Annotated in this window: 14 protein-coding genes; 6 read left to right on the top strand and 8 right to left on the bottom strand. The window is 68.9% G+C overall.

What is annotated here, in order from left to right; translation table 11 throughout:
* Positions 1–109 precede the first annotated feature (109 nt).
* The 4 genes from ACSQ9A_RS12290 to ACSQ9A_RS12275 are packed head-to-tail and all read left to right on the top strand — an operon-like array spanning position 110 to position 4,154.
* Positions 110–1,081, top strand: coding sequence for a Bug family tripartite tricarboxylate transporter substrate binding protein (locus ACSQ9A_RS12290; protein ID WP_436303847.1), 972 nt, complete (start codon positions 110–112; stop codon positions 1,079–1,081).
* Between the two features lie 22 nt (positions 1,082–1,103).
* Entirely contained in the window at positions 1,104–1,571 is a 468-nt protein-coding gene (locus tag ACSQ9A_RS12285; protein WP_436292538.1) for a tripartite tricarboxylate transporter TctB family protein, read from the top strand.
* Between the two features lie 7 nt (positions 1,572–1,578).
* Positions 1,579–3,084, top strand: coding sequence for a tripartite tricarboxylate transporter permease (locus tag ACSQ9A_RS12280; RefSeq protein WP_436306288.1), 1,506 nt, complete (start codon positions 1,579–1,581; stop codon positions 3,082–3,084).
* Positions 3,085–3,089: 5 nt separating this feature from the next.
* Positions 3,090–4,154 carry an Ldh family oxidoreductase gene (locus tag ACSQ9A_RS12275; RefSeq protein WP_436303846.1) on the top strand — a complete coding sequence of 355 codons (1,065 nt, stop codon included), beginning with the start codon at positions 3,090–3,092 and terminating at the stop codon, positions 4,152–4,154.
* Between the two features lie 4 nt (positions 4,155–4,158).
* On the opposite strand, the gene ACSQ9A_RS12270 is transcribed toward ACSQ9A_RS12275, so the two are convergent.
* Complete coding sequence (locus ACSQ9A_RS12270) at positions 4,159–5,346, bottom strand: PLP-dependent aminotransferase family protein (RefSeq protein ID WP_436303845.1); 1,188 nt, start codon at positions 5,344–5,346, stop codon at positions 4,159–4,161.
* Positions 5,347–5,421: 75 nt separating this feature from the next.
* On the opposite strand from ACSQ9A_RS12270, the gene nth reads away from it, so the two are divergent.
* Complete coding sequence (nth, locus tag ACSQ9A_RS12265) at positions 5,422–6,060, top strand: endonuclease III (RefSeq protein WP_436303844.1); 639 nt, start codon at positions 5,422–5,424, stop codon at positions 6,058–6,060.
* Here the strand turns inward: nth and ACSQ9A_RS12260 are convergent, their stop codons facing one another.
* From ACSQ9A_RS12260 to ACSQ9A_RS12245, 4 genes are read right to left on the bottom strand one after another with little or no spacing between them, the layout of a single operon-like run.
* Positions 6,061–6,612 carry a histidine phosphatase family protein gene (locus ACSQ9A_RS12260; protein WP_436303843.1) on the bottom strand — a complete coding sequence of 184 codons (552 nt, stop codon included), beginning with the start codon at positions 6,610–6,612 and terminating at the stop codon, positions 6,061–6,063.
* Complete coding sequence (locus tag ACSQ9A_RS12255) at positions 6,609–7,403, bottom strand: adenosylcobinamide-GDP ribazoletransferase (protein ID WP_436303842.1); 795 nt, start codon at positions 7,401–7,403, stop codon at positions 6,609–6,611. The genes ACSQ9A_RS12260 and ACSQ9A_RS12255 overlap by 4 nt, the downstream gene beginning before the upstream one ends.
* On the bottom strand, positions 7,400–8,443 hold the full coding sequence (gene cobT / locus ACSQ9A_RS12250) for a nicotinate-nucleotide--dimethylbenzimidazole phosphoribosyltransferase (protein ID WP_436303841.1): 1,044 nt from the start codon (positions 8,441–8,443) through the stop codon (positions 7,400–7,402). Before cobT ends, ACSQ9A_RS12255 begins: the two co-directional genes overlap by 4 nt.
* Positions 8,440–9,912: a cobyric acid synthase gene (locus ACSQ9A_RS12245; RefSeq protein WP_436303840.1), complete on the bottom strand. Its 1,473-nt coding sequence runs from the start codon at positions 9,910–9,912 to the stop codon at positions 8,440–8,442. Before ACSQ9A_RS12245 ends, cobT begins: the two co-directional genes overlap by 4 nt.
* A gap of 144 nt (positions 9,913–10,056) precedes the next feature.
* On the opposite strand from ACSQ9A_RS12245, the gene ACSQ9A_RS12240 reads away from it, so the two are divergent.
* Positions 10,057–10,290: a hypothetical protein gene (locus ACSQ9A_RS12240; RefSeq protein WP_093109221.1), complete on the top strand. Its 234-nt coding sequence runs from the start codon at positions 10,057–10,059 to the stop codon at positions 10,288–10,290.
* A 2-nt stretch (positions 10,291–10,292) separates the two neighbouring features.
* Here ACSQ9A_RS12240 and ACSQ9A_RS12235 read toward each other — a convergent pair whose 3' ends face one another.
* From ACSQ9A_RS12235 to ACSQ9A_RS12225, 3 genes are read right to left on the bottom strand one after another with little or no spacing between them, the layout of a single operon-like run.
* Positions 10,293–11,777 (bottom strand): efflux transporter outer membrane subunit, encoded by a 1,485-nt coding sequence (locus ACSQ9A_RS12235; RefSeq protein ID WP_436303839.1) that lies wholly within the window; start codon positions 11,775–11,777, stop codon positions 10,293–10,295.
* Between the two features lie 42 nt (positions 11,778–11,819).
* A complete protein-coding gene (locus tag ACSQ9A_RS12230; RefSeq protein WP_436303838.1) occupies positions 11,820–15,089 on the bottom strand; it encodes an efflux RND transporter permease subunit in 3,270 nt (1,089 codons plus the stop codon).
* A gap of 27 nt (positions 15,090–15,116) precedes the next feature.
* On the bottom strand, positions 15,117–16,355 hold the full coding sequence (locus ACSQ9A_RS12225; protein ID WP_093109218.1) for an efflux RND transporter periplasmic adaptor subunit: 1,239 nt from the start codon (positions 16,353–16,355) through the stop codon (positions 15,117–15,119).
* Between the last annotated feature and the right edge of the window lie 63 nt (positions 16,356–16,418).

The raw sequence follows: 16,418 nt of genomic DNA, 5'->3' as shown, positions 1-16,418 counted from the left end.
CCGGTTTCCCCCTACGGCAAAAGCGGCTTGCGATGTCCTAGGGTTATCTTCAGTTTCGCGGCCGGCGCCTTGGGTGCTTGAATGACCTTCCAACAACGAAGGAGACGAGATGAAGCGCCGCCAGTCCCTCGCTGCCATGGGTGCAGCCGTTGCCACCGTGGTTTTTCCCGGGCTCGCCCATGCAGCCTATCCCGAGCGCCCGATCACGCTGATCGTGCCTTGGGGCGCCGGCGGCGGCACCGATGCCGTGGCCCGCATCATCGCGGCCGAACTCGAGAAGGAACTCAAGCAGCCGATCAACGTGGTCAACCGCACCGGCGGCAGCGGCGTGGTCGGCCACCAGGCGATCGCCTCGGCCGCGCCCGACGGCTACACCCTGGGCATCATCACGGTCGAGATCGGCATGATGCATCACGCGGGCCTGACCCAGCTCTCGGGCGCCGACTACACGCCGCTCGCGCTGATGAACTTCGATGCCAACGCGATCTTCGTGCGCACCGATTCGCCGATCAAGAGCGCCAAGGAACTGCTCGATGCCGCGCGCGCCGCCCCCGGCAAGCTGAAGGCCAGCGGCACCGGCCAGGGCGGCATCTGGCATCTGGGCCTGGCGCAATGGCTGGTCGACAACAAGCTGCCCGGCAATGCGATCGCCTGGGTGCCCAGCCAGGGCGCCGCACCGGGCCTGCAGGATCTGATGGCCGGCGGCGTCGACGTGGTGTCGTGTTCGCTGCCCGAGGCGCGCTCGCTGATCGACGCCGACAAGGTGCGGCCGCTGATCCTGCTGGGCTCCAAGCCCGACGGCATCTTTCCCAAGGTGCCGCTCTACACCGACGCTTCAGGGAAGATGTGGAACGCTGGCGCCTGGCGCGGCATCGCGGCACCCAAGGGGCTGCCCAAGGACATGACCGACCGCCTGGCCGGAACGCTCAAGAAGATCTTCGACGGCAAGGGCTACCAGGACTTCCTCGCCTCGCGCGGCTTCGGCGCGCTCTACGCCGACCGGGGCGAATTCGGCAAGTTCATGGCCGAGAAGGACGCCAGCTTCGGCGTCGCGATGAAGGCAGTGGGCATCGCCAAATAGACGCTAGACGCGACCCGGTCCGATGCGCATTCATGACAGCCTGATCGGCGGCGTGCTGCTGGCGCTGGCCCTGGCCGTGCTCTGGCACATCCAGGGCTTTCCGCCCGCCTCCGGCCAGAACTACGGCCCGGCCGTGTTTCCGGGACTCGTCGCCTGCGGCCTTGCGCTGTCGTCGGCGGTGCTGATGTGGCAAGGCCTGCGGGCGCACCAGCCGTGGCTTCGGCTCGGCGAGGGCATGCGTTCCCCGCGCCATCTGGCGGCCTTCGTGCTCGCCATCGCCGGCATGGTGTTCTACATCCTGCTGTCGGAGAAGCTGGGCTTCGTGCTGTGCAGCGTGCTGGTGCTCTTCGTGCTGCAGTGGGCATGCGGCGTGCGGCCGCGCATGGCCATACCCGTGGCCATCGTCGCGACGCTGGTCATCCACGCCTGTTTCTACAAGCTGCTCAAGGTGCCCTTGCCCTGGGGTCTGCTGCAGCGCTGGGCATGGTGAGGGGCGACTGATGGATTCCGTTCTGCTCGCCGTACAGATGGTCGCCACGCCGACCGTGCTGGTCGTGATGCTGCTGTCGGGCCTGTTCGGCATGTTCGTCGGCGCCGTGCCGGGGCTCACCGCCACCATGGCCACGGCCCTGCTTGTGCCCATCACCTTCTTCCTGCCGCCGGTGCCCGCCATCGCGGCGATCGTCACCGCCACCGCGATGGCGATCTTCGCGGGCGACATTCCCGGCGCGCTGCTGCGCATTCCGGGCACGCCGGCCTCGGCCGCCTACACCGACGAGTCCTACGCGATGACGCGCAAGGGCCAGGGCGAGACCGCGCTCGGCATCGGCCTGGTGTTCTCGTGCATCGGCGGCCTGTTCGGCACCGCGGTGCTGATCGTCGCAGCGCCGGCGCTGGCCGAGGTCGCGATCAAGTTCAGCTCCTTCGAATATTTCTGGCTCGTCGTGCTGGGCCTGACCTGCGCGGTCTTCATCACCAGCGACACGCCGCTCAAGGGCCTCATCACGCTCTTTCTCGGCCTGCTGATGGGCTGCGTCGGGCTGGAGAACCCCGCGGGCCATCCGCGCTTCACTTTCGGCAGTGCGGACCTGCTGGGCGGCCTGAGCCTGATCCCGGCCATGATCGGCATGTTCGCCATCTCCGAGATCCTGCGTTTCACAGTGACCACGGACCACATCGGCAGCTTCAGCAAGCAGATCGGCTCCGTCTTCGCCGGCATGGGCGGCCTGATGAGGAAGTACGCCAAGCAGACCCTGCGCGGCAGCGCGCTGGGCACGGCCGTCGGCATCCTGCCCGGCGCCGGCGCCGACATCGCGGCCTGGATGTCCTTCGCGATGAGCAAGAAGCTCTCGAAGGAGCCCGAGAAGTTCGGCACCGGGCATCCCGAAGGGCTGGTCGAGGCCGGCGCCGCGAACAACAGCGCCCTCGCCGGCGCCTGGGTTCCGGCGCTGGTGTTCGGCATTCCGGGCGATTCGATCACGGCCATCGTGATCGGCGTGCTCTACATGAAGAACATGAACCCCGGGCCGATGATCTTCATGAACAACCCGCACAGCGTCTATGCGGTGTTCATCGTCTTCATCCTCGCCAACCTGCTCATGCTGCCGCTGGGCTGGGCCTGCATCAAGGCCTCGGCGCGCATCCTGCGCCTGCCGCGCAACGTGCTGATGCCGATCATCCTGGTGTTCTGCCTGGTGGGTTCCTTCGCCATCAACAACGCGCTCTTCGACCTCTGGATCCTGCTGGGCTTCGGCGTCGCGGCCTGGTTGCTGGAAGAAAACGGCTTCCCCGTCGCGCCCGCCATCCTCGGCATGCTGCTGGGCAAGATGCTCGAAGAGAATTTCATCACCTCGATGATCAAGTCCGACGGCAGCTGGCTGCCCTTCGTCGAGCGGCCGATCGCCGCCGGCCTGGCGATCTTCACGCTCTTCGTCTGGGTTGGTTCCGGCGCCATGGCCTGGCGGCGCCAGCGGCATCGGATGCGACTCGCCGCAGCCACCTGAAACCCATGAACGACACATCCATCCGCTACGACGCCGCCGCCCTCACCCGATTCGCCGCGCAACTGCTGCAGCACGCCGGCCTGGCGGAAGCCATGGCGCATACGGTGGCCGACACGCTGGTGCAAGGCGACCTGCTGGGCCACGACACGCACGGCCTCGCGCTCTTGGCCGGCTATGTGAGAGAACTCGAGGCCGGCACGATGACGCGCGATGGCGCACCGGTCGTCGTTTCAGACCGTCCCGCTGCAGTCCTGTGGGACGGCCAGCGCCTGCCCGGTCCCTGGCTGGTGCACCAGGGCCTGGACCTGCTGGTGGCGCGCGTGCGGGCGCTGGGCACCGCCTCGCTCGTGATCCGCCGCAGCCACCACATCGCCTGCCTGGCGGTCTACCTGCTGCGCGCGCTCGAGGAAGACATGCTGCTGGTGCTCGCCTGCTCCGACCCGAACGCCGCCAGCGTCGCGCCCTTCGGCGGCACGCAGGCGGTGTTCACGCCCAATCCGCTGGCGCTGGGCTTTCCTCTCAGCGAAGGCGGCGTGATGGTCGACATCTCGGCCTCCATCACCACCAACGGCATGAGCAACCGCAAGCACAAGGCCGGCGAGCTGTTCGACGAGGAATGGCTGATCGATGCGCAGGGCCGCCCGAGCAGGGACCCCGCGGTGCTGTTCGCCCAGCCGCCCGGCACGCTGCTGCCGGTGGGCGGCCTGAGCCACGGCCACAAGGGCTATGGGCTGGCGCTGCTGGTGGAGGCGCTGACCGCCGGCCTCGCAGGCCATGGCCGCGCCGACGCGCGCGAAGGCTGGGGCGCGACCGTGCACCTCACGCTGCACGATCTGCAGGCCTTCGGCGGCAAGGCGGAGTTCCTCCGGCAGATGGACCATTTGGCCATGCAGTGCCGCGGCAATGCGCCGATCGATGCGGCCAGGCCGGTGCGCGTGCCCGGAGAACGCGGGCTGCAGCGGCGCGCCGAGCAGCTCGACCAGGGCGTGCGCCTGCACCCGTCGATCGCGCCCTCGCTCGAGGACGCCGGGCAGCGCTACGGCCTGAAGCTCGCCGACGCGCTGCGGTGAGGGCTCAGAGCGCGGCGCCGAGGCGCGCGATGCCCTCTTCGATTTTCTCGACGTTGGCAGTCGCAAAGCTCAGGCGCAGCGTCGCGACATCGGGCTTCTCGGCAAAGAACGGCGCGCCCGGCACGAAGGCCACCAGCTTCTCGATCGCGCGCTGGGCCAGCACATTGGCATCGGCCAGCTTGCCGTTGGCGCCCGTGAGCCGGGCCCAGAAGAACAGGCCGCCGCCCGGCTGCTCGAAGGCGATCGCGTCGCCGAGTTCGCGTTTCAGTGCCGCGCCCATGGCCTGGGCGCGCTCGCCATAGACCTTGCGCACGTGCGCCAGCGTGTCCGGCATGCGGCCGCTCTTCAGATACTGCGCGGCTGTCGCCTGCGCGAAGGTGCTGGTGTGCGCATCGCTGAACTGCTTGCACATGGTGGCCTTCGCGAGCAGCTCCGCCGGCGCGATCATCCAGCCGATGCGCAGGCCCGGGCTCAGTACCTTGCTGAGGCTGCCGCAATGCGCCACCAGCTCGCGGCTGCCCGGCACTTCCTTCGTGAGCGACATGATCGAGGGCGGCGGCGCCTTGCCGAAGTACAGGTCGCCGTACGGGTCGTCCTCCACCATCAGCGTCTGGTACTTCACCGCCAGCTCCAGCACCTTCCTGCGCCGCGCCAGGCTCAGCATGGCGCCGCTCGGGTTGCCGAAGGTCGGAATCAGGTAGACGAACTTGGGCTTGTGCTCGGCGATCAGCTGCTCGAGCTTGTCGACGTCGACGCCGTCGGCATCGATCGGTGCGCTGATCAGTTGCGCACCGTAGAGGCGGAAGCACTGGATGGTGGCGAGGAAGGTCGGGCCTTCGACGATCACCTTGTCGCCGGGCGAGATCAGGGTCTTGCCGAGCAGGTCCAGCGCCTGCTGGCTGCCGGTGGTCACGATCAGGCCTTCGGGCGCGACCTCGACGCCCTTGCCCTTCATGAAGGCGCTCAACTGCGTGCGCATCGGCTCGTAGCCCTCGGTCGCGCCGTACTGCAAGGCACCGCCCGGCTCCTCGGCCAGCGCCCTGGCACTCGCTTCCTTCAAGCCCTCGACGTCGAACATCGCGCTGTCGGGAAAACCGCCCGCGAAGCTGATGATGCCGGGCTTGCCCAGGAGCTTGAAGAGTTCGCGGATGGCGGAGGTTTCGACGTTGTCGAGGCGGGTGGCGAATTGCATGAGAACCTTCTGCGGATGAGGTGACGCCCGCCATTGTCGCAAGTTCACCGGCCCCGGCCTACACTGCCCGCCACGATGAAAAAAAACGAGATCGAGCCCTTCTTCGCCACCCTGCAGGCAGCCAACCCCGAGCCCGAAACCGAACTCGAATACGCGACCCCCTTCGAGCTGCTGGCCGCCGTGCTGCTGTCGGCGCAGGCCACCGATGTCGGCGTCAACAAGGCGACGCGCAAGCTGTTCCCGGTCGCGAACACGCCGCAGGCGATCCTCGACCTCGGCATCGAAGGCCTTGAGGGCTACATTAAGACCATCGGCCTCTACCGCAGCAAGGCCAAGCACCTGATGGAGGCCTGCCGCATGCTGGTCGAACAGCACGGCGGAGCGGTTCCGCGCACGCGCGCCGAGCTGGAGGCGCTGCCGGGCGTGGGCCGCAAGACCGCCAACGTCGTGCTCAACGTGGCCTTCGGCGAGCCGACGATGGCGGTGGACACGCACATCTTTCGCGTCGGCAACCGCACCGGGCTGGCGCCGGGCAAGACGCCGCTCGAAGTCGAACAGAAGCTCATGAAGCGGGTCCCGGCCGAGTTCCGGCTGCATGCGCATCACTGGCTGATCCTGCACGGACGCTATGTCTGCGTGGCGCGCAAGCCGATGTGCTGGAAGTGCGCGGTCGCGCCGTACTGCGACTACAAGCCGAAGACGCCGGCGCCCTGATCAGGGCAGCTCGACGGTCAGGTATTCGCCGAAGGCGATGCTCTGCGCGGGCCACTGGTCGGCGCGCTCAGCGCAGCGCACGCCTTCTCGCAGCAGCCAGACGGCGCGGATCACGCCGGCATGCGTGATCCACAGCGCATCGCGGCCGGTGTCGCGCCACGCGTCGAAAGCTTCGCCGACCCGCTGCATGAACGCGCGCGTGCTTTCGCCGCTGCCGCCAGCGCGCGCGTCGGCGAAGCTGCGGGTCCAGGCATCGAACTCGGCGCGCTCGATGCTCGACCAGCTGCGGCCTTCCCACGAACCGAAGTCCATCTCGGCGATGCGCGCATCTGTGCGAAGCGCGAGGCCGGGTCGAAGCGCGGCAATCGCCTGCGCCAATCCGGCGCAGCGCTGCAAGGGAGAGCAGACGATGTCGATGCCTTCGGCGAGCTGCGGCGCAATGCGTTCGGCCAGCGTGCGCATCGCTTCGGGCGGCACCGCCACGTCGGTGCGGCCATAGCACAGGCCGGCCGCGGCGTCGGTCTGCGCGTGGCGCACGAGCCCGAGCTTCATGCCTGCCAGGCGAGCGCCAGGTAGATCGCGAGCTCGCAGACTTGCTGCGTCGCGCCGAGGCCGTCGCCGGTGAAGCCCTGCAGCCGGCGCCGCAGCAGCGCAGCCATGTACAGCGCGCCGAGCAGGCACGCGAGCAGGCTTGCGACGCCCTGCAGCGGCGGATGTGCCAGCAACAGCAGTGCTATGGCCGGCAACGCATACAGCACGCCCACCAGCAAGGCCCCGCCGCCGATCGCATCGGCCAGGGGCTTGGCCTTGCTCGCGCCTTGGTCGCCGACATAGGGGAGCCCGCGGATCAGGAACAGGGGCGCCAGCCGCGACAGCACATGCGCGCCGAGCAGCGCGGTGGCGACCGCCATCGCGCCCTGCCCCACCAGCACGACGAGCAGCGCGATCTTCAAGCCCAGCGCCAGCACCAGTGCAACGGCACCGAAGGCGCCGATGCGCGAGTCCTTCATGATCTCCAGGGCTCGCGCGCGATCGGCCGAGCCGCCGAGGCCGTCGGCCACGTCGGCCAGGCCGTCCTCGTGAAAGGCGCCGGTCATCCATACCGTCGCAGCCGTGGACAGCAGCGCCGCAACGGCAGCACCTGCCACGCCGGGCAGCCCCGCCTGCGCGAGCAGGAACACGCCGGCGCCCACCGCGCCGACCAGCCAGCCCACGCCCGGAAAATGCGCGGCGCTCGCGCGCAGCATCGCCGGGCTGAAGCCCACCCACCCGGCCAACCGCCCGGTGACCGGCACGCGCGTGAAGAACTGCAAGGCCAGCAGGAAGTGGCGCACGCCGTTCATCCCTTGTCCTGCTGCGAAACGCCGGCCGACTCGAAGCTCGCCATGTCGCGCAGGATGCGGCACGCGGATTCGAGCAAGGGCCAGGCGAGCGCTGCGCCGGAGCCTTCGCCGAGGCGCAGGTCCAGGCGCAGCAGCGCTTCGAGGCCTAGCGAATTCAAAAGCAGCCGATGACCCGGTTCGGCCGATTCGTGCGCCGCCACGCAGCGCTGCACGACGTGGGGCTGCAGCGCCTGCGCCACCAGCACCGCGGTGCTCGCGATGAAGCCGTCGACCACGATCACGCGCCGTTCGTGCGCGGCCTGCAGCACGGCGCCGACCAGGGTGGCGATCTCGAAGCCACCGAAGGCCGCGAGCGCGGCCAGCGGCGTGCCGGCATCGGCATGCAGCGCGAGCACTTCGCGCAGCAGCCGGCGCTTGCGCGCCAGGCCGTCGGCATCGAGGCCCGTGCCGCTGCCGGTGCAGGCATCGATGTCCAGGCCCGTGAGCCGCGCCAGCAGCAGCGATGCAGCCGAGGTATTGCCGATGCCCATCTCGCCCAGCAGCAGCGCATTGCCCGGCAGCTCGCGCACGAGCGCGATGCCATTGGCGATCGCCTCATCGCGCTGCGCTGCGCTCATCGCCGGGCCGGTCGATGCATCGGCGGTGCCCGGTGCGACCTTGCGGATCGACAAGCCTGCGCGCGGCGCAAAGTCATGCCGCACACCGCAATCCACCACAGTCAGCGCCAGGCCGTGCTGGCGCGCGAGCACGCTGACCGCCGCGCCGCCGGCCAGGAAGTTCTCGACCATCTGCCAGGTCACGTCGCTCGGATAGGCCGACACGCCGCGCGCCGCCAAGCCGTGATCGCCCGCGCAGACCAGCATCTGCGGCGCCTGGAGCACCGGCGATTCGCTGCCGAGGATCAGGCCCAGCCGCAAGGCCAGCGCCTCCAGCCGGCCCAAGGCGCCGAGCGGCTTGGTCTTGTTGTCGATCCGATGTTGAAGTCGCGCAGCAAGCGCGGCGTCGTCGAGTTTCGGGGCGGTGGGGAGTTCAAGCGTCATTCGATCAGGGAGCGCAGCACGCCCGCTTCAAAGTGGGAATCGATGTGGTCGGCCAGTCCGTCGAACACGCTGTCCAGCGTGCGCGCGGTCGCGCCGAAGAGCGCATGCAGCGCGGCCGGGTCTTCGAACAGGCCGTGCAGGTAGAGCCCGAGCACGTTGCCGGCGGCGTTCTGCCAGGCCAGCTCGTCGGGCATCACTGGCATCGCGTGATCGCCGGCGGCAGCCATCGCGGCATGGGGCGCGGTTTGGCCATGATGGATTTCGTAGCCACGCACCGCGACATCGGAGAGCGCGGCCCAGGGGCCGGTCAGTTCGGCAAAGCGGGCCTCGCGCGGTTGCACGGTCTTGTCGGCCGCGAACACGGTGACCAGCGGCAGCAGGCCGAGGCCGGGGCCATTGCCGTCGACGCCATGCGGATCGATCAGCGCCTCGCCCAGCATCTGCAGCCCGCCGCAGATGCCGAGCACCGCGCCGCCACGTCCTGCATGCGCAGCCACCGCGCGGTCCAGGCCCTGCGCCCGCAGCCAGGCCAGGTCGCCGCTGGTGTTCTTGGAGCCGGGCAGCACGATCCAGTCGGCGCCGGCCACGTCGGCCGGGCTGCGCGCCCAGCGCAGTCGCACGCCGGCGATGTTCTTCAGCGGCTGGAATTCGTCGAGGTTGCTGATGCGCGGATAGGCGATGACGGCGATGGTGCGCGTGACTTCGCCGCTGGCCGTGCTGCGGTCGTCAAAAACGCCGTCCTCCTCGGGCAGGCCATGCTGCCACCTCATCGGCAAGGTCGCCACGGTCTGTATGCCGGTGAGCTCTTCGAGCTGCTGCGGCGCGGGCGCGAGCAGCGTCGCATCGCCGCGGAACTTGTTGAGCACGAAGCCCTTGATCAAGGCCCTGTCGGCCTCCGGCATCAGCGCCCAGGTGCCGTAGAGATGGGCGAAGGCGCCGCCGCGGTCGATGTCGGTCACCAGCAGGCAGCGCGCATCGGCATGCCGCGCCACGCGCAGGTTGACGATGTCGCTCGCCATCAGGTTGATCTCGGCCGGCGAACCGGCGCCTTCGATCACCACCACCTCGTTCTCGGCCCGCAGTTCGTCGAGCGCGTGTGCGATCTGCGGCCAGACGCGTTCGCTGCGCCCGCGCCAGGGCAGCAACGACAGCTCGGCACTCACGCGGCCCATCAGCACCACCTGGCTGTGCGTGTCGCGCTCGGGCTTGAGCAGCAGCGGGTTCATGCGCACATCGGGCTCGGCGCGCGCCGCCAGTGCCTGGAAATATTGCGCACTGCCGATCTCGCCGCCGGCGACCACGCGTGCGTTATTGCTCATGTTCTGCGCCTTGAACGGCGCCACCTCGAGGCCTTGGCGCGCATACCAGCGGCACAGCGCGGTCGCCAGCCAGCTCTTGCCGGCACCGCTGGTGGTGCCGAGGACCATGACGCAGCGGGCTCGGCCGCTTCGTCCCACACTTGTAATCATCGGTGGATTGTCCGCTACGGCCCGAGCCATTCGGAGCGCTCGCGAAGTCTTTCACGCTTCGGCGCATTGCATTCGGACGTGCCTGCGTCAAACACCTCGTTTGCTCCGTAGCCTCCTCCCATCAACAAATGAGGGAGTGGATTGATGCCCGCGATACGCGACATGGCGCTCACGGTGGAGGAGCGCGAGAAAGGAAAATTCTTCTGGGTGCTGATCGAAGCTTTTGACAACGACACGGGCGACGCGCTGCACTATCGGCACTTCAAGTCGGCCGCGACGCCGCAAGCAAGCTATTCGAGCGCATTGGCGCTGGGGGCCACCGCGCTGCGCCGGCTGGCCGATGCGCAGCCGGCGTCCGCACCGGACGCCGGCTCCTAGACTCAGCGCGTCGCAATTTGCGCCGGTGCTTCCGGCGTCGCAGCGCCCGTGGTCTGCGGCGTTTCCCAGCTGCCGCCCAGCGCACGCACCAACCCGACCGTGGCCTGGTACTGCGCCGAGCGCACCTGCAGCGCCTGGCGGCGGTTCTGCAGTTCCTGGCGGCGCGCATCGAGCAGGTCGAGCTGGCTGACCAGCCCGTTGCGGTAGCGTGAATCGGACAGCGTGGTGGCCCGGCTCGCCGAAGCGACCGCCCTTCCCTGCACGCCCGACTGCTGCTCGAGGATGCGCAGCGACGAGAGCTGGTCCTCCACGTCCTTGAAGGCACCCAGCACCTGCGCGCGGTAGTTGGCGAGCGCGCCGTCCAGCTGTGCGTTCGCGCTCTGCACTCCGGCTTCGCGGCGTCCACCGTCGAACAAGGGCAGCGAAAGCAATGCCCCGATGCCCCAGGACCGCGCCGACCACTTGAACAGGTCGCTGACGTCCGAGGAGGCGTAGCCGCCGCCGCCCGTGAGCGAAATGCTCGGGAACCACGCGGTCTGCGCGACGCCGACGCGGGACTGTGCAGCGAACACGGCCTTCTGCGCGGCCGAGATGTCGGGCCGGCGCGTCAGCACCGTCGCCGGCACGCCGGCCGGAATGGTGGGCAAGGCGGTCGACCAGTCCTGCGTCTCCAGCGCGAAGCTCGACGCCGTCTCGCCGGTCAGCACCGCCAGCGCGTGCTCCAGTTCCGCGCGGCGCCGGTCCAGCGTCAGCGCTTCGGATTCGGTGGCTGCCACTTCGGTTTCGACACGCACCACGTCGAGTTCGGCGAGATCGCCGGCCTGGTTGCGGCGCTGCACCAGCCGCAGGGTGTCGCGGTAGGCGCCGACGGTTTCGCGCACCAGCGCGCGCTCGGCATCGAGCGCGCGCAGCGAGAGGTAGGTCTGGGCCGTCTCGGCCTGGACCAGCAGGCGCGTGCTTTGCAGCAGGCCTTCGCGCGATTCGGCATCGAGCCGCGCCGCGTCGCTGGCACGCGAGAGGCGGCCGAAGAGATCGATCTCGTAGGAGAAATCGACGCCGGCCGTGATCAGCGTGGAGGGCCTGTTGCTCTGGTTGCGATCCAGGCCGGCCTGCCGGCTGGCACCCGCGCCCAAACCGATCTGCGGTGCGCGGTCGGCATCGGTGCTGCGCAGCACGGCGCGCGCCTCGGCCAGGCGCGCGGCGGCGGACTGGATGCTGGTGTTGTTGGCAGCGGCCCGTTCGACGAGCTTGTCGAGCACCGGGTCGTTGAAGGCGCGCCACCATTCGCCGCGCGGCTGCGACTCGGCCGGCTGCGCGCGCGTCCACGTGCCCTCGGCCTGCGGCGCGGCCTGCTCCTTGAACTGGGCCGGCGTGTTGAAGGCCGGCAGCTCCGCCGGCGCGGTCGCGCAGCCGACCAGGACCAGTGCGGCGACCAGCGGCAGCAGCGCGGCGCGCCAGGGGCGGAAGAGTTTCGAATCGGATTTCATGATCGACTTTCTTGAAGGAGGCCGCGAGGGCCTTGATCCCGTTTATTCATGCAACTTGAGCGGCGAAGCCGGTGCAGGCTGCAGGCCCCCGCCGCCGCCCGCCGCATGCGGTGCCGCCGCCGGGTGGTCGGCCGAGACGAAGCTGTCGTCCAGATGCGGCACCTCGCCATGCAGCTTGAGCGGCCTGTTGCCCGTCAGGCGCCGCAGCACGACGTAGAACACCGGCGTCAGGAACAGGCCAAAGGCGGTCACGCCGATCATTCCGGCGAACACCGCCACGCCCATGGCCGAGCGCATCTCCGAACCGGCGCCGGTCGCCAGCACCAGCGGCAGCACCCCCATCACGAAGGCCAGCGAGGTCATCAGGATCGGGCGCAGGCGCAGCCGGCTGGCTTCGATCGCGGCCTGGAGCGGAGTGCGCCCGGCGAACTCGAGCTCGCGCGCGAACTCCACGATCAGGATCGCGTTCTTCGCACTCAAGCCCACCAGCACGATCAGCCCGATCTGCGTGAAGACGTTGTTGTCACCCCCCGAGATCCATACGCCGGTCATCGCCGCGAGCAGGCCCATCGGCACGATCAGGATGATCGACAGCGGCAGCGTGAGGCTTTCATACTGCGCGGCCAGCACCAGGAACACCAGCAGGATGGCGAGCGGGAACACCAGCACCGCCGAATTGCCCGCCAGGATTTCCTGGTAGGTCAGCTCGGTCCACTCGTAGCTGACGCCCTTGGGCAGCGTCTCGGCCGCGATGCGTTCGATCACGTCCTGCGCCTGGCCCGAGGAGAAGCCGGGCGCCGGGCCGCCGTTGATGTCGGCCGAGAGATAGCCGTTGTAGCGCATCGCGCGTTCCGGTCCGAAGCTGGAATTCACCTTCATCAGCGCCGAGAGCGGCACCATCTCGCCCGAGTTCGAGCGCACCTTCAGCAGGCCCACGTCTTCGGCACGTGCGCGGTACGGCGCATCGGCCTGCACCCGCACCGAGTACGTGCGGCCGAACTTGTTGAAGTCGTTCGCGTACAGGCTGCCGAGGTAGATCTGCATGGTGTCGAAGATGTCCGTCACCGGCACGCCGAGCTGGCGCGCCTTGGTGCGGTCGATGTCGGCATAGAGCTGCGGCACGTTGACCTGCCAGCTGGTGAACATGCCGGTGAGCTCGGGCGCCTGCCGCGCCTTCGTCATGAAGGCCTTCACCGCCGCGTCCATCTGCTCGTAGCCGACCGAGCCGCGATCCTCCAGCTGCAGCTTGAAGCCGCCCGTGGTGCCCAGGCCCGCCACCGGCGGCGGCGGGAACATCACGATGAAGGCGTCCTGGATGCCTGCGAACTGCTGGTTGAGCTGGCCCGCCACCGCGCCGCCGCTCTGGTCGGCGTGCTGGCGCTCGGCAAAGGGCTTGAGCGTCGCGAACACGATGCCCGAGTTCGAACTGTTGGTGAAGCCGTTGATCGACAGGCCGGGGAACGCGATCGCGTCTTCGACGTTCGGGTTCTTCTTGGTGATCTCGCCCATGCGATGGATCACTTCTTCGGTGCGGTCCAGCGTGGCGCCGTCGGGCAGCTGCGCGAAGCCGATCAGGTACTGCTTGTCCTGCGCCGGCACGAAGCCGCTCGGCACCGCCTTGAAGAGGCCGAAGGTCACGCCGACGAGCGCGAGGTAGATCACCAGCATCAGCGTCTTGCGCGAGATGACGGTCTTGACGCCGCCGCTGTAGGCTTCCGCGCCGCGGTGGAAGAAGCGGTTGAAGCCGCGGAACAGCCAGCCGAAGACCCGGTCCATGCCGCGCGTCAGCGCGTCCTTGGGCTGGTCGTGCCCGCGCAGCAGCAGCGCGGCGAGCGCCGGCGACAGCGTCAGCGAGTTGATCGCGGAGATCACGGTCGAGATCGCGATGGTCACCGCGAACTGGCGATAGAACTGCCCGGTGAGGCCGCTGATGAAGGCCAGCGGCACGAACACGGCCACCAGCACCAGCGCGATCGCGATGATCGGCCCGGACACCTCGCGCATGGCTCGATACGTCGCCTCGCGCGGCGTGAGCCCGGCCTCGATGTTGCGCTCCACGTTCTCGACCACCACGATCGCGTCGTCGACCACGATGCCGATCGCCAGCACCAGCCCGAAGAGCGACAGCGCGTTGATCGAGAAGCCCAGCACATGCAGCACGGCGAAGGTGCCGATCACCGACACCGGCACCGCGAGCAGCGGAATGATGGAGGCGCGCCAGGTCTGCAGGAACAGGATCACCACCAGCACCACCAGCGCGATGGCTTCGAGCAGCGTGTGCACCACCGATTCGATGGAGGCGCGCACGAACTGCGTCGGGTCGTAGGCGATGCGGTATTCCACGCCCTCGGGCATGGTCTTGTTGATCTCTGCCATCGTCTTGCGGACGTTGGAAGAGATGTCGAGCGCGTTGGAGCCCGGCGCCTGGAACACGCCCATGCCGACCGCCGCGTCGTTGTTGAGCAGCGAGCGCAGCGAATAGTCGGCCGCGCCGAGTTCGAGCCTGCCGATGTCGCGCAGCCGGGTCACGGCACCGTCGGCGCCGCTCTTGACGATGATGTCGCCGAACTCCTCTTCGCTCTGCAGCCGCCCCTGGGCGTTGATGGACAACTGCATGTCCACGCCCGGCAGGCCAGGCGATGCGCCGACCACGCCGGCCGCCGCCTGGATGTTCTGGCCGCGGATCGCAGCCACCACGTCGCTGGCGGAGAGGCCGCGCTGCGCGACCTTCTGCGGGTCAAGCCAGACGCGCATCGAGTAGTCGCCGCCGCCGAAGATCTGCACCTGGCCCACGCCCTCGATGCGCGCCAGCCGGTCCTTGACGTTGAGCACCGCGTAGTTGCGCAGGTAGGTCATGTCATAGCGGTCGTTGGGCGACACCAGGTGCACCACCATCGTGAGGTCGGGCGCGCTCTTGACCGTGGTCACGCCGAGACGGCGCACTTCCTCGGGCAGCCGCGGCTCGGCCTGCGAGACGCGGTTCTGCACCAGTTGCTGCGCCTTGTCGGGGTCGGTGCCGAGCTTGAAGGTGACGGTCAGCGTCATCACGCCGTCGGTGGTCGCCTGGCTGCCCATGTAGAGCATGCCCTCGACGCCGTTGATCTGCTCCTCGATCGGCGTCGCCACCGTCTCGGCGATCACCTTCGGATTGGCGCCCGGGTACTGGGCGCGCACCACCACCGAGGGCGGTGCGACCTCGGGGTACTCGGAGATCGGCAGCCCGCGCAGCGCGATCAGGCCGGCGATCAGCATCAGGAGCGACAGCACCCCCGCGAAGATCGGCCGGTCGATAAAGAACTTGGATAGATTCATGATGATTCTCTAGAGAGCGCCCTGTGCTCAGGACTTCGCGGCAGCCGCCACGCGCTGCGGCTGGACCTCGGCCTTGGCGTCCATGGTGACTGCCTGCGGTGCCACCAGCGCGCCGGGGCGCACGTGCTGCAAGCCGTTGACCACGACGCGTTCGCCGGCCTTCAGGCCCTTGGTGACGACACGCAGGCCGTTGACCGATGCGCCCAGCGTGACTTCGCGGTACACGGTCTTGTTGTCGGCGTCGACGACCATCACGAACTTCTTGTTCTGGTCGGTGCCGACCGCGCGTTCGTTGACCAGCACCGCGCTCTCGCTGCGGGCCTGGCCCATGCGGATGCGGGCGAACTGGCCGGGGATCAGTGCACCGTCCTTGTTGTCGAAGGCGGCACGCACGCGCACCGTGCCGCTCCTGGCGTCGACCTGGTTGTCGATCAGCTGCAGCTTGCCTTCGTAGGGGGTGCCTTCGAGGCCGGCGGTGCCCATCTGCACCGGGATGCCTTCGATCTTGTTGCGCGCACTGGCGCCGCCGGGCAGATCCTTCAGCGCCTTGACCACGACCTGCTCGTCGGCGTCGAAGCTCGCGTAGATCGGGCTCACCGACACCAGCGTGGTGAGCACCGGCGCGCCGGGGCCGGCCGCGACCAGGTTGCCCACCGTCACTTCGATCTTGCCGATGCGCCCGGCCACCGGCGCGCGCACCTGGGTGTAGCCCAGGTTCAGGCGTGCGCTTTGCAGCGAAGCCTGCGCCGCGCGCAGGTTGGCCTCGGCCTCGCGGCCGGCGTTGACGCGCTCGTCGAGCTCGCGCTGGGCAATGGCCTTCTCTTCCCACAGGCGGCGTGCGCGCTCCTGCTCGCTGCGCGTGAAGGACACGCGCGCCTGGGCCGAGGCCACTTGCGCTTCGGCGCGCTCCACTTCGGCCGCATAGGGCGCGGGGTCGATCGTGATCAGCAGGTCGCCCTGCTTGACCAGCGAGCCTTCGCGGAAATGGGCCGCCTGCACGGCGCCGGCCACGCGGGAGCGCACGTCGACCCGCTCGACCGCCTCGAGCCGGCCCGAGAACTCGTCCCAGGTGTTGACGTCGGTCGCGGCCACCGTGGCCACCGACACCGGCGTGGCGCGCGGGGCGTCGGCCGCGGGCGCATTGTTGGCCTCGGCCTTGAAGCTCGGCAAGCCGAGCGCGGCGCAGGCGATCGCGACCGCTGCGGTGATGCCGGTCACGGCGGGCCAGAGGCGGCGGCGGTTCTGGTTAGACAGCTTGCTTTGCATGATGAACGTCCTTTTGAATGACTTTGGGAATGCAACGGCCCAACCGGCGTCGTGACACAGGAG

The sequence above is a fragment of the Variovorax sp. LjRoot290 genome, from assembly GCF_964253985.1.
Lineage (GTDB): Bacteria > Pseudomonadota > Gammaproteobacteria > Burkholderiales > Burkholderiaceae_C > Variovorax.
The sequence above is the reverse complement of the archived record's forward strand: the minus strand, read 5'-3'. Positions and strand labels throughout refer to the sequence as shown.